A 20,094-nucleotide genomic window follows, 5' to 3' on the forward strand; every position below is an offset into this window, starting at 1 on the left:
AGATGAAAAAACAAAACTTCAATTTAAAAATCATTCCTTTCATCGGATTTTTTATGGCAGCGGTTTTATTAACTAGTTGTTCCAAAGACGATCCTGCGTTGGAAGAACCAGATCCGCCAGTAGTAGTTGATCCGCCAGTAGTAACGCCAACATTTAATGGGCCAACTTACGCAGACAATTATACTTCATTTGCAGGATGGGCAAATAGATCACAATGGAATCTGGCAAACGTGCACGATCCCTCAGTAGAAAAATCAGGAGAATATTATTATATGTATCAAACCGATGCTTCGTACGGAAATGCACATGACGGCAATGGACATTTTTTCTATAGAAGATCAAAAGATTTAATCAGCTGGGAATTTATGGGGCCTTCCATGCTTCAGGCTCCAGCTTGGGTAAAGGATTCTTTAAATAATAAAAGAGCAAGAATGAATCCGGCACTTCCTCCAATAACAAATCCGAGTTACGGATTTTGGGCTCCATGTGTTCGAAAAGTGGGGAATGTTTTCAGAATGTATTACAGCATTGTGGTTACGAATCCAATTACTGGAACCGACACTAACACATCTTGGACAGAGCGTGCTTTTATAGGTTTGGCGGAAACAACGGATTTAGCTTCTAATAACTGGGAGGATAAAGGAATGGTAGTTTGTTCAGAACCAGACGGTGTAAAAAGTTATATTCGAAATGGAGGAAACGACTGGGATGCTTATTTTAAATTCAACGCCATTGATCCGAGTTTTATTGAAACCCCAGAAGGCGAACAATATCTAATCTATGGTTCTTGGCATTCGGGAATTGCTGCTTTGAAATTAAATCCAATAACAGGAAAACCGGATAAACTAAAAACGATAGATGATTACGGAGTTCGAATTGCAGGCCGAGGAAATGTAAATACCAACCGCTGGCAGGCACTTGAAGGACCTGAAATTATCTACAATCCAGACACACAATATTATTATTTGTTTTTGGCCTATGACGAATTATCAGTTGCTTATAACACCCGTGTAGCCCGTTCCAAAAACATTCTTGGTCCATACGTGACTAATACAGGAATGAGTATTACAAACGGTGCTGAATGTTATCCGTTAGTAACACATCCATATCAATTTAAAAACCATACCGGCTGGGTTGGATTTGCGCATTGTGCTATTTTTCAAAATCCGACAACCAAACAATGGTTTTACGCTTCGCAGGCACGTTTACCAGAAGGAGTTGCAGGAATTAATGTTTCAAATGCTGTCATGATGGGACATGTTCACGGTATTCAATGGACAGAAGACGGCTGGCCTGTAATAGAACCAGAACGTTATGCGGGTGTGCCAACAACAACTTTTGCAGAGGGAAATCTCGTAGGAACTTGGGAACAAATCACGATGAATTACCAATACAAAACCATGCAGAAAGCAGTTACGATTTTTTTAACTGCCGATAAAAAAGTAAGCGGTGATATAACAGGAACATGGTCTTATGATTCAGCAAAAAAAATTGCAACTATAAACGGAGTGAAATGTAATGTAGTCGATGCGTGGGATTGGGAATCGGCAACCAGAAAAGTGACATTAAGTTATACAGGAATCAACAGTGCGGGATTAGCTGTTTGGGGTAAAAAAATAAACTAACCCCCCAATTTTTAAATATCAAATTCCATGTATTAGATAATAACCACAGATTAAAGGATTAAAAAGATTAAAATAACTCTCACTCAATCCGCATAATCTGCGAGAGAAAAAATAAGCCGTGAATTACACCAATTTCCACAAATTTTAATTCGTGAAAATTGGTGCAATTGATGGCAAAAAATATAAAAACGATATCATAATGAGGAATTTACTTAAAAGCCTGTCCATTTTGTCTTTAATTATTTCGTGTAAAACCATTGCTCAAGTCGATCCATCTAAATTTAATAATCCAATTATTAAAGATAAATATACGGGAGATCCAGCAGCATTTGTTTATAAAGATAAAGTGTACTTATATGCTGGTCATGATGAAGCGCCAAATGATTTTCATTTTTATAAGATGAATGAATGGCTGGTGTATTCTTCTTCTGATATGAAAAAATGGGAATCGCATCCTGTGCCTTTAAAAGTAACTGATTTCAAGTGGGCAAAAAGTGATGCCTGGGCTTCGCAGGTAATAGAAAGAAACGGAAAATTTTATTGGTATGTAACAGTTGAACACAGTTCTGTACAAGGAAAATCGATTGGAGTTGCTGTTGCAGATAATCCGCTCGGCCCTTTTAAAGATGCATTAGGAAAAGCGCTAATTACCAACGATATGACCAAATTCAGCGATATAAGCTGGGACGATATTGATCCAACAGTCTTTATTGATGTTGATGGTCAAGCCTATCTATTTTGGGGAAATACTGCCTGTCATTACGCCAAATTAAAAGAAAATATGACCGAAATAGACGGAGAAATCCATCATATAAAAATGCCGAATTTTACCGAAGCACCATGGATTCACAAAAACAAAGACTGGTATTATTTATCATATGCTTACGAATTTCCTGAAAAGATTGCCTATGCAATGAGTAAATCGATTACAGGGCCATGGGAGTTTAAAGGAATTTTAAATGAAATCGCTGGAAACAGCAATACCAACCATCAATCTATAATTGAGTTTAAAGGACAGTGGTATTTCATTTATCATAATGGAGCGTCAATTCCGCATGGAGGAAGTTTTAGAAGATCGGTTTGTGTAGATAAATTATTTTATAACAAGGACGGAACTATGAAAAGAGTTGTGATGACATCTGAGGGAATTCAGTAATTCGTGTTCATTTATCAGTTATTAGTATTCGTTTCGCTTATATGATTTAAAAAAGTTTTGAGTCAACACAAAACTTAAATTTACTTATATCACTTATATGGTTCACAAAAACATAAAATATACAATTTTGATTTTTCTAATGCTGATCACTTCGGTAGTTATGGCACAGGAAATTGTAGTACACGATCCCGTTGTTATAAAGCAAAAAGATACTTATTACCTCTTTTGTACCGGAAAAGGAATCAGTGTTTTCAGTTCTAAAGATTTAAAAAAATGGAATCCAGAGGCACAGGTTTTCAAAGAAAAACCCGTTTGGGCAGATGGGGTTGCCACCGATTTTAAAAATCATATTTGGGCGCCAGATATTTCGTTTCACAATAATACTTATTATTTATATTATTCAGTTTCCGCCTTCGCGAAAAATACTTCGGCGATTGGCGTTGCGACTAATACTACTTTAGATTCAAAAGATAAAAATTACAAATGGGTAGATCAGGGTATTGTGATTCAATCGCAGCCAAATCGTGATATGTGGAATGCCATTGACCCGAATTTGGTTTTTGATGAAAACAATACACCCTGGCTTTCTTTTGGTTCTTTTTGGGAAGGATTGAAATTAGTGAAGCTAAATTCTGACTTAAAGTCTATTGCAGAACCACAGGAATGGCATACGATTGCAAAACGTAAAAGATCGTTCGAATTAGCAGACTCAGATCCTGGAGATGGCGCGCTTGAAGCTCCTTTTATCTTTAAAAAAAATGGTTATTACTATCAATTTCTTTCTTGGGATTTATGCTGCCGCGGAGAAAAAAGCACTTATAAAGTGGTTGTTGGAAGATCTAAAAGTGTAAAGGGACCTTATTTAGATAAAGAAGGAAAAACACTTGATCAGGGTGGCGGAAGTTTAGTCGTCCAAGGTGATGAAAATTATTTTGGCGTAGGCCATAACAGCGCTTACACTTTTGATGGAAAAGACTACATATTTTATCATGCTTACGAAAAGAAAACCAATGGAACACCAAGATTGGTGGTCAAAGAAATTAAATGGGATGCCGATTTATGGCCTGTTTTAAAATAGAATACAAGTACAATGAAGAAATACAATTTACCAATTTTCATATCACTTCTTATTTTGGCTTCTTGTAAAGAAATCAAAAATGATGTGGTGCAAAATAAAACATCAGTTTTAAAAGCAGGTTATGAAATCGAACCAGTTAACATTCAAAATGTAAAACTAACAGATTCTTTTTGGCTGCCAATTATCAAGAGAGTACAGGAAATTACGATCGAATATGCCATCAAAAAATGTGATGAAGAAGGCCGTTTTGAGAATTTTTTAATTGCTGGAAAACAAAAAACAGGGAAAGTTAGAGGTGATATGCCTTTTGATGATACTGATGTTTATAAGATAATTGAAGGAGCATCAAATACTTTAATCAGTGCTCCAAATCCAAAATTAGAAAGAGTGCTGGATTCGATGATTGCGATTGTAAAAATTGGCCAGGAACCAGATGGCTATATTACAACGTGGAGAACTATAAATCCTGCGAAACCACCTGCACCATGGGTGCCTGTAATAGAAGGAAAGCGTTGGGAATCTTTGCAGATCAGCCATGAATTGTACAATCCGGGGCATTTGATCGAAGCAGCAATCGTACATTATGAAGCAACAGGAAAAACCAATTTTCTGGATATTGCCATAAAAGCAGCAGATATGCTGGTAAGAACTTTTGGTGATAACCCAGGACAAGTCCAAGGTGTTCCAGGACATCAGATTGTAGAAACGGGATTGTTGAAATTATACCAGATTACAGGAAAAGAAGATTATCTGAAATTGGCAAAATATTATCTGGACAATCGCGGAAATCCAAAAAATCACAAATTATATGGAGAATATGCTCAGGATCACATGCCAGTTATAGAACAAAAAGAAGCTGTTGGGCACGCCGTTCGAGCTGTTTATATGTATGCAGGAATGACAGATATTGTGGCGTTGACGAAAGACAAAGCTTATGAAAATGCCGTAAATAATTTATGGGAAAACATGGTAAACAAAAAAATGTACATCACAGGTGGAATTGGTTCTAGACATGATGGCGAAGCTTTTGGAGTAAACTATGAATTACCAAACTTAACAGCTTACAACGAAACTTGTGCGGCAATTGGAGATGTGTATTGGAATCATAGATTACACAGTTTATACGGAAAATCACAGTATTTTGATGTGATCGAAAGAACGATGTACAACGGATTAATTTCAGGAATTTCGCTTGACGGAAAACAATTTTTCTATCCAAATGCCTTAGAAGCAGATGGTATTTATAAATCTAACAGAGGTTCCTGCACACGTCAGGCATGGTTTGATTGTTCCTGTTGTCCGACTAATTTGATTCGTTTTATACCGTCAATTCCGGGATTAATTTATTCAAAAACGAAGAATGATTTATATGTGAACTTATATGCTTCAAACCAAGCTTCTTTCACATTAGGTAAAACCGATTTACAGATTTCACAGCAGACTTCTTATCCTTGGAACGGAAAAGTGGGCATTTCTGTAAATCCTAAAAAAGAAAGCAAATTCACTATTAAACTTCGCGTTCCAGGCTGGGCTAGGAATGAAGTTTTGCCAGGAGATTTATATGCATATAAGAAAGCTTCAAATCAAAAGCCAACAATTACTGTAAATGGAGAAATAGTGGCTATTGAGCCCGAAAATGGTTATTTCAACGTAACAAGAAACTGGAAAAAAGGAGACAAAATAGCGCTTAATTTCCCAATGGAAGTTCAGGAAGTAGAAACGAATTCTAAGGTAGAAACCAATAAAAATAAAGTCTCTTTAGAATATGGTCCATTAGTCTATGCGATTGAAGAAATTGACAATAAAACCAATTTTGATAAAATTGATATTTCGGCTTCGGATACTTTTAAAGTGAGAAAAGAAATGAATTTATTGCAAGGCGTAAATGTTATAGAAAATTCAAAATTTAAAGCTATTCCGTATTATTCTTGGTCAAATCGTGGTGTAGGAAAGATGAAGGTGTGGATTGATTTTAGAAACTGACGTTAGAAAAATAGAATAAATATTGAAAGTCTAAATTCTTCACAAATAAATTAAATTCAAACAAACAAATATAACATGCAAACAAACATATTAAAAAATCTGGTGCTTTCTGCCGCTGTTTTTGTAAGTGTTTCTTCCTGCACGGATAAAAAAGCAGAAAAAAAGTTGTCTGAAGAAGTGACTATTACAAAAACAAACTTAACAAACAAACCTATTGTGTTGCAAAGAGCAGATCCTTTTATCTATAAACATACAGATGGATACTACTATTTTACAGGATCGGTACCTACCTATGACGCTATTGAGTTAAGACGTGCAAAGTCTATTGATCAACTTCAAAAGGCTGAAACCTTTAGGGTATGGGAAAAACATAAAAGCGGACCGATGAGCCGTCATGTTTGGGCTCCTGAAATTCATTATTTAGACGGAAAATGGTACGTGTATTTTGCAGCAAGCGAAGAAGACGATATTTGGAGATTGAGACCTTATGTTTTGGAATGTAAAGGTCAGGATCCATTACATGACAAGTGGATTGAACTTGGGCAAATGCAGGCAGCTGATGCAGATCCAAAAAGCTTCACAGATTTTTCTCTTGACGGGACTGTATTTGAGCATAAAAATAAACGCTATTTCTGTTGGGCAGAAAAAACAGGTGGGCAATTCGCGGCTTCTAATTTGTATTTAGCCGAAATGGAATCACCCATAAAACTAAAAACAGTTCAATTCATGCTAACAACTCCTGATTATGATTGGGAACGTGTAGGTTTTTGGGTAAATGAAGGCCCTGCAGTTATTAAAAACAAAGGTAAAATTTACATTACTTTTTCAGCAAGTGCTACTGGTTCTTGTTACAGTATGGGAATGATGGAAGCAGATGAAAATGCTGATTTACTAGACAGAAATTCATGGAAAAAATCCAGATATCCAGTATTAAAAACCAATGAAGCAAAAAAAATTTATGGCCCAGGGCATAACTCATTCACCGTAGATGAGAATGGAGAGCCTTTACTGATTTATCATGCAAGGGATTATGAAAAAGCTGTTGGTGATCCAAAAGTTGTGCCTGCGACAGATAAAAGACCGTTGAAAGAAATTATTGCAGACCCTTTATATGATCCTAATCGTCATGCGAGAATGCTGCAAGTAAAATTTGATGAAAACGGTACGCCAATATTTAAATTTAACTAAAAGCTCAACTAGCACTGACGAAAATTCATTTGCATCGTCAACAAAAATCAGTATGAAAGAAAGTCGGTTTAAAGTGGCAGGAAGTAAACTACAATATGATTTTCCGTCCTATTCAGTTACGGTTTTGAAAATTAATATGAAATAATCGCAGCATAATAAATGTAATGCTGACATTTATTTTTGGTTTTAATCATAAACCATTGTTTTGATGCATTTTTTGTAAAAATTAAAGAGCTCAAACTTGTTAAGTGTTTTTTATACACTTATAAAATAATTATCTCTATATTTGTCAATATTTTAAAAAAGAAATAGAATGAAAAATTATGTAATAGGATTGGACTACGGAACAGATTCTGTTCGCGCGGTGCTGATAGACGCTGAAAATGGACAGGAGTTGGCATCCAATGTTTCTCATTACAAAAGATGGAAAAACAAGCAATATTGTGACGCCTCTATAAACCAATTTCGCCAGCATCCTTTGGATCACATCGAAGGTTTGGAAATTACAATTCAAAATGTAGTTAAAGAAAGTAAAGTTGATCCTTCATTAGTAAAAGGAATTTGTATTGATACTACTGGATCTTCTCCAGTTCCAGTTACAAAAGACGGAACGCCATTAGCATTGACAAAAGGTTTTGAAGAAAACCCAAATGCGATGATGGTTTTATGGAAAGACCATACTTCAATAAATGAAGCAAACGAAATCAATGAACTGGCAGTAAGCTGGGGCGGAGAAGACGTAACAAAATACGTTGGAGGAATTTATTCTTCGGAATGGTTTTGGGCAAAAATCCTTCACATTGCAAGAGAAGACGAAGCGGTTCGAAATGCAGCACACACTTGGATGGAGCACTGCGATTTAATGACGTATTTGTTAATTGAAGATAAAGATTTAAAAACGTTCAAAAGAAGCCGTTGTGCAGCAGGACATAAAGCCATGTGGCACACAGACTGGAACGGATTGCCACCAGTTGAGTTCTTAGAAAAATTACATCCCTATTTAGCACAGCTTCGCGGAAATTTATACGATGAAACGTATACATCAGATTTAGTTGCCGGAAAACTAAGCAAAGAATGGGCAGACCGTTTAGGACTTTCGACTGAAACAGTTGTAGCTGTTGGAACTTTCGATGCGCATTCTGGAGCGGTTGGAGCTAAAATCGAAGAGAATGCTTTAGTTCGTGTTATGGGAACTTCAACCTGCGATATTCTAGTGGGTTCTTATGATGAAGTGGGAACAAAAACAGTTCGCGGAATCTGCGGACAAGTTGATGGTTCTGTAATTCCAGGCTTTATTGGTCTTGAAGCAGGACAATCTGCTTTTGGCGATTTATTGGCTTGGTACAAAGAACTTTTAATGTGGCCGACAGAGCATTTATTACAAACTTCTTCTGTTTTAAATGATGCTCAAAAAGAACAGTTAAGAGAAGAATTCAGCGATAAATTAATCGTGGAATTAACGAAAGAAGCGGAGAAAATCCCTGTTTCAGAAAGTCTTCCAATTGCTTTAGACTGGATTAACGGGCGACGAACTCCAGATGCCAACCAAGAATTAAAAAGCGCGATTTCAAACCTTTCTTTAGGAACAAAAGCACCTCATATTTTTAAAGCTTTAGTAAACGCAATCTGTTTTGGAGCGAAGAAAATTGTAGACCGTTTTGAAGAAGAAGGCGTAAAAATTGACAGCGTAATCGGTATCGGTGGTGTTGCTAGAAAATCTCCTTTCATTATGCAGACTTTGGCTAACGTTTTAAACAAGCCAATTAAAATTGCAGCTTCAGACCAGACTCCTGCTTTAGGAGCGGCAATTTACGCAGCCGTTGCAGCTGGAATTTATCCAAACGTAATTGAAGCAAGCCAGAAAATAGGAAGTGATTTTGATGGAGAATATTTCCCTCAAACAGACAAAGTTGAAGCCTATCATAAACTGCTTTTAGGGTACGAAAAATTAAGTGCTTTTGCAGATCCAAACTTAAAAATATCGCAACATGAGCTCTCTTTATAAAGATTTAAAACAAGAATGTTACGAAGCCAATATGCAGTTAAATGCATTGAATTTGGTAGTATACACTTTTGGAAACGTGAGCGCCGTGGATAGAAAAAATGGTGTTTTTGCCATTAAACCGAGCGGTGTTCCGTACGAAGATTTAAAACCAGAAGATATCGTAATTGTCGATTTTGATAATAATGTTATTGAAGGAACCATGCGTCCGTCGTCTGACACAAAAACGCATGCTTATTTATACAAACATTGGCCAAATATTGGAGGTGTTGCGCATACGCACGCAACCTATTCTGTTGCTTGGGCACAATCTCAATTGGATATTCCAATTTTCGGAACAACACACGCCGATCATTTAACGGCTGATATTCCGTGCGCACCACCAATGGCAGATTCTCTTATCGAAGGAAACTACGAACACAATACTGGAATTCAGATTTTAGATTGTTTCAAAGAAAAAAATCTTTCTTATGAAGAAGTGGAAATGATTTTGATTGGAAATCACGGGCCATTTGCATGGGGAAAAAACGCTGCAAAAGCAGTTTACAACAGTAAAGTTCTAGAAGTTGTGGCAGAAATGGCGTACCTGACTTTACAAATCAACCCAAACGCGCCAAGATTAAAAGATTCATTAATTAAGAAACATTACAACCGCAAACACGGAAAAGATTCGTATTACGGACAGTAAAAGTTTTGTTTCAGGTTTTAGGTTTATTTTGTTTCAAGTTGTTGGAGCGTAACCTGAAACCTGAAACCTGGAACTTGAAACAAACAAAACAAAATAATAAAATAACAAATCGAGTTTTCAGATTCCAACAACTTGAAACCTGAAACAAAATAAACAAAAGACATGATTGATATATCTCAAAAAGAAGTATGGTTTGTAGTAGGAAGCCAGGAATTATATGGTGAAGAAACGCTTAGAAAAGTAGCAGAACATTCTCAGATAATTGCAAAAGGATTAGACGCTTCGTCTTCAATTCCGGTAAAAGTAGTTTACAAAGATGTGGTAAAATCGCCATCGCAGATTTTAGATGTTTGTTTGGCTGCAAATTCAGAGAAAAACTGTATCGGAATTATTGCTTGGATGCATACTTTCTCTCCAGCAAAAATGTGGATTGGCGGATTAAATATCCTTAAAAAACCATTATGCCATTTGCATACACAATACAATGCTGAAATTCCATGGGGAAGTATCGACATGGATTTCATGAACTTAAATCAATCTGCGCACGGAGATCGTGAATTTGGTTTCATTATGTCTAGATTACGTAAAAAACGTAAAGTTGTAGTGGGACACTGGGAAGACGAAAGAGTTCAGAAAAAATTAGGAATCTGGTCAAGAGTTGTCTTAGGATGGGATGAACTTCAAAACCTAAAAGTAGCTCGAATTGGAGACAATATGCGTGAAGTTGCCGTTACAGAAGGTGATAAAGTTGAAGCTCAGATTCGTTTTGGAATGTCTGTAAACGGATATGATTCATCAGACGTTACAAAACATATTGAAAAAGTAACTGACGCAGCATTAAACGATTTATTAGCAGTTTACGAGCAATCATACAACTTAACAGATTCATTAAAAGAAGGCGGTGCACAAAGAAGTTCTTTGGTTGAAGCAGCAAAAATTGAATTAGGATTAAGAGCTTTCCTTGAAGAAGGAGGTTTCGGCGCTTTCACAGATACATTTGAAAATCTTGGAGTTTGGAAACAATTACCAGGAATCGCAACACAAAGATTAATGGCCGATGGTTATGGTTTTGGTGGAGAAGGAGACTGGAAAACTGCAGCAATGGTAAGAGCGTTAAAAGTAATGTGTGTTGGTCTGGAAGGCGGAACTTCTTTTATGGAAGATTATACGTACCATTTCACACCACAAAAATCATATGTTTTAGGGTCTCACATGTTGGAAATCTGTCCATCGATTGCAGACGGAAAACCTTCTTGCGAAGTGCATCCATTAGGAATTGGAGGAAAAGAAGATCCAGCTCGTTTGGTATTCAACTCTCCAGCAGGAGATGCAATCAATGTTTCTTTGGTGGATATGGGAACTCGTTTCCGTTTAATTGTAAACGAAGTTACAGCGGTGAAACCTATGGCAGAATTACCAAAATTACCAGTTGCACGTGTTCTTTGGGATTGTAAACCAAACCTTGAAGTTGCAGCAACAGCATGGATTTTAGCCGGTGGAGCGCATCACACAGTTTACAGCCAATCTATTACAACAGAATTTATGGAAGATTTCGCAGATATCGCAGGAATCGAATTGTTGGTAATTGATGAGAAAACAACGGTAAGAGAGTTTAAAGATAAAATCAACGCAAACGAAGCTTATTTCCATTTGTTTCAACACGGCCTGTAAGGCGGTAAAATGTAATTTGTAAGATGTAAAATGTGAAAAAACTTAAAAAGGTAATTTTTACATTTTTAAAATGATTAAATTTCATGTCTAAACATTTTACATCTAACGTTTAACTTTTTACAAACCAAAAAAATATCATTTATGAATGTATTAAAACGCTCTCTTTTCATACTAAGCATGCTCGGTCTTGCTATAGTTTCAGTTCAATGTAAAGGCGATAAAAAAGCAGATACAGAAAAAGTTGCCACTGAAGGAAAAGATTTAGTTACCATTGACAAATCGGAATACGGCACTACTGCTAAAGGCGAAAAAGTAGAGAGTTATAAACTGAAAAACCAAAATGGGATGGAAGTTGATATCATCACTTTTGGTGGCAGAATTACAGATTTGAAAGTGCCTAATAAAGCTGGTGTTTCAGAAAATGTAGTGATCGGATTTAATTCTTTGGCACAATATGAAAAAGAAAATCCTTTCTTCGGAGCTTTGATTGGAAGATACGGAAACCGTATTGCTAAAGGGAAATTTTCTTTAGATGGAAAAGAGTATCAATTGGCAATCAACAATGCGCCAAATGCTTTGCACGGCGGTCCGCAAGGATATTTCAACGTTGTTTGGAAAGCTGAAGAGGCAAAATCTGGCGAAAACGCTTCTCTTAAATTATCTTATGTAAGTAAAGATATGGAAGAAGGTTATCCTGGAACTTTGAAAGTTTTTGTGACTTATACTTTAACAAATGACAATCAGTTAGAGGTTTTGTATGAAGCGACAACAGATAAAAAAACAGTTGTGAATTTAACACAGCATTCATATTTCAATTTATCGGGAGATTTTACCAAAACAATCTTAGATCACGAATTGACTTTAAATGCTGATAAATTAGTTCCAGTTGATGCAGATCTAATTCCTACAGGAAAATTAGAAGATGTTGCTGGTACGCCTTTCGATTTCAGAACGCCAAAATTAATTGGAAAAGACATCAATGCTAAAAATGATCAGTTAGAAAAAGGAAAAGGTTACGATCACTGCTGGGTTTTAAATAATCCTGAAAAAGGAAAAACAATTATTGCAAAAGTATATCATGCAGCAAGCGGAAGAGTTTTAGAAATGACAACAGACGAACCGGGAATTCAGTTCTATTCTGGAAATTTCCTAGATGGAACTTTGCCAATGCCAAATGGAGGAACTTTTGCGCACAGAACAGGATTATGTCTAGAAACAGAACATTATCCGGATTCTCCAAACCAGAAAAATTTCCCAACAACGGTTTTAAACCCGGGAGAAAATTATAAAACGAAAACAACCTTTAAGTTTTCAGTTCAAAAATAATTTTTTAGAATTTGTTAATTAGTTTAGTTCTTTAAAAAACCTCGAAAGCATTTAGTTTTCGAGGTTTTTTTGTTTTTATAGATGATTTTTGCCTTTAAACTGATTTATAGCCCAACTTTGGTTTTACTTCTTATATTTGATCACCCCTTTTGAATCTTGAATAAATACAGCCTGCTAATCGCTTGAGTAAAAACATGACAAACTCAATTGAATAACGCGTATATCAAAATGTCAATAAATCAAAAAAATAGATTTAAAGAAACCTTTTTATGCCTGGTTTTTCTGTTTTTTCAAAATGTGAATGCTAAAATAACGCTAACCAATACTTTCGGAGCATATTTTGTTAAGACCGATAGGCTTCCTTGTGGGAAAAATGAAAGCAGGCCATTTGTTTTTAATCTTAATTTATGTGATTTACACGTTTGTGACAATGATACTGATGGTTTTGCAGAATTCAATTTAAAAGCGGTAGAAAATTTGATTGTTGGAAACACAACAAACCTAAAAGTCCAATTTTACCATCAAAACGGAGAGGAGATACTTGGTGTGTTAACCTCAGTTACTAATTTAGTTGTAAAAGAGGAAATAATAAAAGTAAGAGTAACAAATCTAAACACAGGTCATTGTGAAGAATCAACATTTAAATTAATTGTAAATCCATTGCCAATTGCAAACTCTTTGCAAGAACTTATGGGTTTTGATCCTAATAATGACGGTATTTCTGAATATTTTGATACCTCAAATATTGAGTCCGCTGTTTTAGGAAATCAGAAAAATATGACTGTTTCTTTTTTTGATTCAGGTGGCAGCCAATTGCCTTGTCCTTTGCCTAATCCGTTTACAAATACAATTAAAAACCAAGAAACACTTACAGTAAGAGTCACAAATAATTTGACCAGTTGTTATGCAGAGACAACATTGGTTTTAAAAACGACTTCGCAACCCATTATCAAGAATCCTTGTACAAAATATACCTGTGATGAAGGAGGTGGTTTTGGAATTTTTGATCTTTCTGATTTAACGAGTGAAATTATAGGAAATCAATCTGGTTTAAAAATAATGTATTTTGATGATAAAGGGAATTCATTACCAAGTCCATTGCCCAATTTATTTGAAAACACACAGTCAAGATCACAAACAATAAAAGTGAGAGTAGAAAACGAATTAAATAGTTTGTGTAGTTCTGAAACAAGTTTTGACTTAGTGGTAAACGATTTACCAGTAGTAAATATTAATAAAGTATATTCTTTGTGTGAGTTAGAAGCTTCAGTGTTTATAAGTGTAGATGAAAGTTTAGATAGCTACACTTGGCAATTCCAAAATACTTATATTGTCTCCAATTCATCCAAGGCTAATTTGACAAGTACAGGAAAATATACACTTATAGTTGGAAAAATTCAAAACGATATTTATTGTGAAAATAGATTTGAATTTGAGGTTGTAAGATCTGTTCGTCCAACCATTAAAGAAATAAAATATCAGGAATTGTCAGACAATAATTTTATCGAAATTATTCCATCGGCCGAAGGAAATCTGGAATATTCTATAGATGGCATAAATTATCAGCAGAGCAATTATTTCTCTTCGGTTCAGGAAGGAATTTACATTGCCTATATGCGAGATAAAAAAGGCTGTGGTCAAGATTGGAAAGAAGTAACTATAATTGATTATCCAAAATTTTTTACACCAAATAACGATGGTTTTAATGATCTTTGGCAGATAAAAAGCAGTGCTAAATATCCAAATTCTAAAATAGCAATATTTGACAGATATGGAAAATTGATCGCCGAATTATCTGCAAATAATTCAGGCTGGGATGGCTCTTTTAACGGAAGTGCACTGCCAGCTGATGATTATTGGTTTAAAGCAAAATTTAATGACAAGATTAATTTTTCAGGTCATTTTTCTTTAAAAAGGTAAAACAAGGCTTTTTGTTAAAAAGAAGATTGATAGAAAAATAATAAATAGAAATAAAACAAGATGGCATTCAAACATCTATTCAAAACAGCATTAAATTGGACTTCTAAGAAAGAACATTCATCCTTAAAAAGTTACAGCAAAAGTCATCAAATTAAAATTGAAGGTAAACCAGTTTTGGAAGTTTCGGCAGCAAAAGCTTTCAAAGGAGATCCATCATTATATAATCCTGAAGATTTATTATTGAGCAGTTTAGTTTCCTGCCACATGATGTCGTATTTATATGTCTGCTCTCAAAACGGAATAGAAGTTTTAGAATATTCAGATAATGCAGAAGCAACTTTAGAAGTTTCTCCAGATGGAAGCGGGCGTTTTGTTGAGGTAAGATTATATCCTAAAATAAAAATTTCAAATTTAGATAAAGTTGAATTGGCTTTAGAATTACATCACAAAGCAAATCAATTGTGTTTTATTGCTAATTCCTGTAATTTTCCTGTTTTGCATGAGGCGAGTTGTGAGATTTGAACCATATAAGCTATATAAGTAAATATAAATATTGGGTAGAAAACGCCCTGTGTTAAATGAACTTATATAACTTATGTGGTAAAAAAAACGCATAAAAAAAACCTCTTCCATTAAGAAGAGGTTTTGTACCCGGAGCCGGAGTCGAACCGGCACGGTTTCCCACAGGTGTTTGAGACCAGCGCGTCTACCAATTCCGCCATCCGGGCTTAGCAGACGAAAAAATAAATGATAAATCAGTTATTTTAACGCAATAGAATGAAGTCATAAATGATGTCATTCCTTTAACACGGTGCAAATGTAAAAAATAAATTTAAACCAACTACTAAAAATACTTAATTTTTTGCTTTCAGTGTTCAATAAATTTTATAAATTTGCAGCTCGTTAAAACGAAGCACACACAACTAACTACATCCGAGATATTTATGTCGATTTTGCTTTATTGAAAAAGATAAAGTCAAATTATATAAGTATAACGGAATAAAACAACATATTACAATGTCGCACCTAGAACCAGAAGCTAAAATTTTTGCTTGTTCACAAAGTGTTTATCTTGCAGAAAAAATTGCAAAAGACTACGGGATTCCGTTAGGAAAAGTAACGATGTCAACGTATAGTGATGGAGAATTTCAGCCATCTTACGAAGAATCAATTAGGGGTTTGCGCGTTTTTATCGTGTGTTCAACTTTTCCAACTGCAGATAATCTGATGGAATTGTTGTTAATGATTGATGCGGCAAAACGTGCATCAGCAAGACATATTACAGCTGTTATGCCTTATTTTGGTTGGGCAAGACAGGACAGAAAAGACAAACCAAGAGTGCCGATTGGAGCTAAGTTAGTAGCAAATCTATTAACAGCTGCAGGAGCAACAAGAATCATGACAATGGATCTGCATGCAGATCAAATTCAAGGATTCTTTGAAAAACCAGTAGATCATTTATTTGCATCTACCATCTTTTTGCCTTACGTGCAGAGCTTAAATTTAGAAAATTTAACCATTGCATCTCCAGATATGGGAGGGTCAAAAAGAGCTTATGCTTATTCTAAGTTTCTGGAATCAGATGTAGTAATCTGTTACAAACAAAGAAAAGCAGCTAACATTATCGACACGATGGAGCTAATTGGTGAAGTAAAAGGTCGTAATGTAATCTTAGTAGATGACATGATTGATACAGGAGGGACTTTAGCGAAAGCGGCAGACCTTATGATCGAGAAAGGAGCGCTAAGCGTGAGAGCGATTTGTACACACCCAATATTATCTGGTGGAGCATACGAAAAAATTGAGAACTCACAATTAACAGAGTTAATCGTTACCGATTCTATCCCGTTAAAGAAAGAATCAAAGAAAATAAAAGTGGTAAGCTGTGCGCCTTTATTTGCAGAAGTAATGCAGATGGTTCACCACAACAATTCCATCAGTGGAAAATTCATAATATAAAACAGTAAACACTTTTTATATTTAAAAAGCTTAAAGTTCAAGGCTTTGGCTTAAAACAAAAATTGAATATTTATATTAATAACTATATTTTTTTACAATGAAATCGATTACAATTAAAGGATCAGAAAGAGAAAGCGTGGGCAAAGTGTCAACTAAAGCCTTACGTAATGCTGGAGCGGTTCCTTGCGTGTTATACGGAGGAAATCAGGCAGTACACTTCTCAGCAGACGCTGCAGCGTTCAAAAACTTGGTTTACACTCCAAACGCACACACAGTTGTGATTGAGCTTGGAAAAGGAAAATCATTCAATGCAATTTTGCAAGACATTCAAGTTCACCCAGTATCTGACAAAATTTTACACATTGACTTCTTCCAATTATTTGATGACAAAGAAATCACAATGGAAGTTCCTGTAAAAATCGTTGGTACATCTAAAGGTGTTCTTGCGGGAGGTGTTTTACGTTTGAACCAACGTAAATTAAAAGTTAAAGCTTTACCATCAAATCTTCCTGATTTTGTTGAAGCTGACATCACTCCACTTGAAATGGGTAACAAATTATACGTTACTAAAGTTGGAAAACCAGAGTACAAAATTATGCACCCAGACAACACTGTTGTTTGTCAAGTGAGAATCTCTCGTGCTGCTATGAAAGCTGCTCAAGAAGCTGCAAAAGCTGCAAAAGCTCCTGCAAAAGGAAAGAAAAAATAATTTTTTTCACTCTATACAAAAAGCCTCAATCTTACGATTGGGGCTTTTTTTTTTGAAGGTTCTGAGATGCAGAGGGGCTAAGGTTCTAAGTTTTTTTGGTTATTTTTTTAGAAGCAGAAACTCCTCGTTTTCAGAAGACGTGACATTCCTGCCATCCGCTATATCTTTTCATCCGCTAAAAAGCGGATAAAAAGGATGTCGCTTCTGTCAGGGCTAGCAAGAAAAAATCTTTTTCATAAGATTGTAAGTTCTTGTGATTCTCGGGTTTTAAGAGATAATCAACTTAATCTACATAATCATCGACAAATACTTTTATAAAGGATTATAATAAAATCCGTGTAAATCAGCGTTTTTGCGATAGCAAATCAGTGTCATCCGTGTGCTATTTCTCAGTGTTCTTTGCGTAAATCCTTCGCGCTCTTTGCGGTTAAAAATAATTAGTCCTATTTTTGTCAAATGATAAAATGGATAACAAAACTGTTTTCATCAACACCAAAAGAAGAGAACATAGAAGACAATATGAAGAAATATTTAATCGTAGGTTTAGGAAATATAGGAGCCGAATATGTAAATACACGACACAATATCGGATTTAAAGTGCTGGATTTTTTAGCTAAAAAAGAAGGGCTTTCTTTTGAAACCGTAAAACTAGGCTCATTAGCAGAATATAAGTTTAAAGGAAGAACTTTTTTTCTTTTAAAACCAAACACTTACATGAATTTAAGTGGAAAAGCTGTAAAATATTGGATGGACAAAGAAAATATACCTTTAGAGAATATTCTAGTCATTACAGACGATTTAAATCTTTCATTCGGAACCATCAGAATCAAACCAAAAGGAAGCGACGGAGGTCACAACGGTTTGAAAAACATCAATTTGGTTTTAAACACACAAAATTACACACGATTTAGATTTGGTATCAGCGACCAATTCAAAAAAGGCCAGCAGATTGATTATGTTTTAGGAGAATGGAATGCTGAAGAAGAAGCGAAACTTCCAGAGCGTTTAGAAACTTCGGCAGAAATTATCAAAACTTTCGGAACTGCCGGTTTAGAAAACACAATGACGACTTTCAACGGAAAATAAAGATTTCCAAGTATTTAATCTTTAAAAAATCGATTTATCAATTAATTAAATTGAATTATAACGAAATAGTATTTTCAATTCCAAAGTTAAATGTCTAAATTTGGGATAAATTATTATAAACCATAAAAATCGTAATACCATGGCTTTTGAATTACCACAATTACCTTATGCATACGATGCATTAGAACCACATATTGATGCACGTACAATGGAAATCCATCATACAAAGCATCACAATGCTTATACTACAAATCTTAACGCGGCAATTGCTGGAACAGATTTAGAAGGAAAAACAATCGAAAACATCTTAATCAACTTAGATAAATCTAACGCTGCAGTTCGTAACAATGGTGGTGGTTTCTACAACCATAATTTATTCTGGACAGTGATGTCTCCAAATGGAGGAGGATTACCAACAGGAGATTTATTAGCAGCAATCGAAGCTTCTTTCGGATCATTCGAAGAATTTAAAGCTAAATTTGCTAAAGCTGGAGCAACACAATTTGGTTCTGGATGGGCTTGGTTAACAGTTCAAAAAGGAGGGAAATTAGAGGTTGTAGGTACTCCAAATCAAGATAATCCATTAATGCCGGAAGTTGCTGGTAACGGTGGAACTCCAATCTTAGGAATGGACGTTTGGGAGCACGCTTACTACTTAAACTATCAAAACAGAAGACCAGATTACATCGAAGCTTTCTTCAGTGTAATTAACTGGACAGAAGTGGCTAGAAGATTTGCTTTAGATAAATAAGAAAATAGAGCATAGAATATAGAAAAAAGACGAGCCATAGGTTCGTCTTTTTTTATGTCCAAAATTTTAGTCTTTATTCTATAATCTATTTTCTTTTCTCTAAAAAAATAAAATAAAAAAGGCGGAATCTCTTCCGCCTTTTTTGCCCCAAATCTACCATAAACTTAACCTACTAATGTCATGGTTTAGTAAAGGTATAGTAGTGATTAGTGTGAAAAAAACATTTCGGATGAAAAGTAAGTATATCCGATAAATGGAATATACTTTATGACCGTGTCCTTTTAAAGGAAAGATATTTAAGATGATAATCTGTAGAGTATAGAATAAAGAAAATAGAGTAAAGATTTTTGGTTATAGAAAGAAGGGAAGTTTTGTTTTTTTTTCTTTTAAAGAGACAATCTATATTCTTTTCTAAAAAAAAAGAAAATAAAAAAGGTGGAATAACTTCCACCTTTTTTGCCCCAAATCTACCATAAACTTAACCTACTATGTTATGGTTTAGTAAAGGTATATTAGTAGTTATTTTGAAAAAAACATTTCGGATGAAAAGTAAGTATATCCGATAAATGGAATATACTTTATGACCGTGTCCTGTTAAAGGAAAGATATTTAATAATGATAATCTGTAGAGTATAGAATAAAGAAAATAGAGTAAAGATTTTTGGTTATAGAAAGAAGGGAAGTTTTGTTTTTTTTTCTTTTAAAGAGACAATCTATATTCTTTTCTAAAAAAAAGAAAATAAAAAAGGCGGAAATACATCCGCCTTTTTTGCCCCAAATCTACCATAAACTTAACCTACTAATGTTATGGTTTAGTAAATGTATAGCAGTTATTAGTGTTAAAGAAATTTTTCAGATAAAAGGTAAATATATCCGATTAAGAGAATTATAATTTACTGTGTCAGAAATATTTGAGTTTATTCCAATAAAAAAGGTGGAATTGCTTCCACCC

At 35.0% G+C, this 20,094-nt stretch carries 15 protein-coding genes and 1 tRNA gene; 15 read left to right on the top strand and 1 reads right to left on the bottom strand.

Annotation, left to right across the window (positions count from 1 at the left end; translation table 11 throughout):
• Nucleotides 1-2: 2 nt before the first annotated feature.
• From P2W65_RS05870 to P2W65_RS05920, 11 genes are all read left to right on the top strand, one after another.
• Nucleotides 3-1,625 carry an arabinan endo-1,5-alpha-L-arabinosidase gene (locus P2W65_RS05870; protein WP_289664158.1) on the top strand — a complete coding sequence of 541 codons (1,623 nt, stop codon included), beginning with the start codon at nucleotides 3-5 and terminating at the stop codon, nucleotides 1,623-1,625.
• 199 nt (nucleotides 1,626-1,824) lie between these two features.
• On the top strand, nucleotides 1,825-2,781 hold the full coding sequence (locus P2W65_RS05875; RefSeq protein WP_289664159.1) for a glycoside hydrolase family 43 protein: 957 nt from the start codon (nucleotides 1,825-1,827) through the stop codon (nucleotides 2,779-2,781).
• Between the two features lie 97 nt (nucleotides 2,782-2,878).
• Nucleotides 2,879-3,859: an arabinan endo-1,5-alpha-L-arabinosidase gene (locus tag P2W65_RS05880; protein WP_289664160.1), complete on the top strand. Its 981-nt coding sequence runs from the start codon at nucleotides 2,879-2,881 to the stop codon at nucleotides 3,857-3,859.
• A 12-nt stretch (nucleotides 3,860-3,871) separates the two neighbouring features.
• Nucleotides 3,872-5,842 carry a glycoside hydrolase family 127 protein gene (locus P2W65_RS05885; RefSeq protein ID WP_289664161.1) on the top strand — a complete coding sequence of 657 codons (1,971 nt, stop codon included), beginning with the start codon at nucleotides 3,872-3,874 and terminating at the stop codon, nucleotides 5,840-5,842.
• A 75-nt stretch (nucleotides 5,843-5,917) separates the two neighbouring features.
• Complete coding sequence (locus tag P2W65_RS05890; protein ID WP_289664163.1) at nucleotides 5,918-7,030, top strand: glycoside hydrolase family 43 protein; 1,113 nt, start codon at nucleotides 5,918-5,920, stop codon at nucleotides 7,028-7,030.
• 313 nt (nucleotides 7,031-7,343) lie between these two features.
• On the top strand, nucleotides 7,344-9,035 hold the full coding sequence (locus P2W65_RS05895) for a ribulokinase (RefSeq protein WP_109191307.1): 1,692 nt from the start codon (nucleotides 7,344-7,346) through the stop codon (nucleotides 9,033-9,035).
• The gene (locus P2W65_RS05900) at nucleotides 9,019-9,720 is read left to right on the top strand and encodes an L-ribulose-5-phosphate 4-epimerase (RefSeq protein WP_012023205.1); all 702 of its coding nucleotides are present in this window, start codon (nucleotides 9,019-9,021) and stop codon (nucleotides 9,718-9,720) included. Before P2W65_RS05895 ends, P2W65_RS05900 begins: the two co-directional genes overlap by 17 nt.
• Before the next feature lie 162 nt (nucleotides 9,721-9,882).
• Nucleotides 9,883-11,391 carry an L-arabinose isomerase gene (araA, locus tag P2W65_RS05905; protein ID WP_289664167.1) on the top strand — a complete coding sequence of 503 codons (1,509 nt, stop codon included), beginning with the start codon at nucleotides 9,883-9,885 and terminating at the stop codon, nucleotides 11,389-11,391.
• Nucleotides 11,392-11,532: 141 nt separating this feature from the next.
• Nucleotides 11,533-12,717: an aldose epimerase family protein gene (locus P2W65_RS05910; protein WP_289664169.1), complete on the top strand. Its 1,185-nt coding sequence runs from the start codon at nucleotides 11,533-11,535 to the stop codon at nucleotides 12,715-12,717.
• 297 nt (nucleotides 12,718-13,014) lie between these two features.
• The gene (locus tag P2W65_RS05915; protein WP_289664171.1) at nucleotides 13,015-14,637 is read left to right on the top strand and encodes a T9SS type B sorting domain-containing protein; all 1,623 of its coding nucleotides are present in this window, start codon (nucleotides 13,015-13,017) and stop codon (nucleotides 14,635-14,637) included.
• A gap of 60 nt (nucleotides 14,638-14,697) precedes the next feature.
• A complete protein-coding gene (locus P2W65_RS05920; RefSeq protein ID WP_289664172.1) occupies nucleotides 14,698-15,159 on the top strand; it encodes an OsmC family protein in 462 nt (153 codons plus the stop codon).
• Nucleotides 15,160-15,285: 126 nt separating this feature from the next.
• Here P2W65_RS05920 and P2W65_RS05925 read toward each other — a convergent pair.
• Nucleotides 15,286-15,365: transfer RNA gene (locus P2W65_RS05925), tRNA-Leu, on the bottom strand.
• A gap of 289 nt (nucleotides 15,366-15,654) precedes the next feature.
• Here P2W65_RS05925 and P2W65_RS05930 point away from each other — a divergent pair.
• From P2W65_RS05930 to P2W65_RS05945, 4 genes are all read left to right on the top strand, one after another.
• A complete protein-coding gene (locus tag P2W65_RS05930; RefSeq protein ID WP_289664174.1) occupies nucleotides 15,655-16,596 on the top strand; it encodes a ribose-phosphate pyrophosphokinase in 942 nt (313 codons plus the stop codon).
• A gap of 97 nt (nucleotides 16,597-16,693) precedes the next feature.
• Nucleotides 16,694-17,305, top strand: a complete 612-nt coding sequence (locus tag P2W65_RS05935; protein ID WP_142449973.1) for a 50S ribosomal protein L25/general stress protein Ctc — start codon at nucleotides 16,694-16,696, stop codon at nucleotides 17,303-17,305.
• Between the two features lie 456 nt (nucleotides 17,306-17,761).
• On the top strand, nucleotides 17,762-18,391 hold the full coding sequence (gene pth, locus P2W65_RS05940; protein ID WP_289664176.1) for an aminoacyl-tRNA hydrolase: 630 nt from the start codon (nucleotides 17,762-17,764) through the stop codon (nucleotides 18,389-18,391).
• A 139-nt stretch (nucleotides 18,392-18,530) separates the two neighbouring features.
• The gene (locus P2W65_RS05945; protein ID WP_095930681.1) at nucleotides 18,531-19,142 is read left to right on the top strand and encodes a superoxide dismutase; all 612 of its coding nucleotides are present in this window, start codon (nucleotides 18,531-18,533) and stop codon (nucleotides 19,140-19,142) included.
• Nucleotides 19,143-20,094 lie beyond the last annotated feature (952 nt).

Source organism: Flavobacterium panacagri, from assembly GCF_030378165.1.
GTDB lineage: Bacteria > Bacteroidota > Bacteroidia > Flavobacteriales > Flavobacteriaceae > Flavobacterium > Flavobacterium panacagri.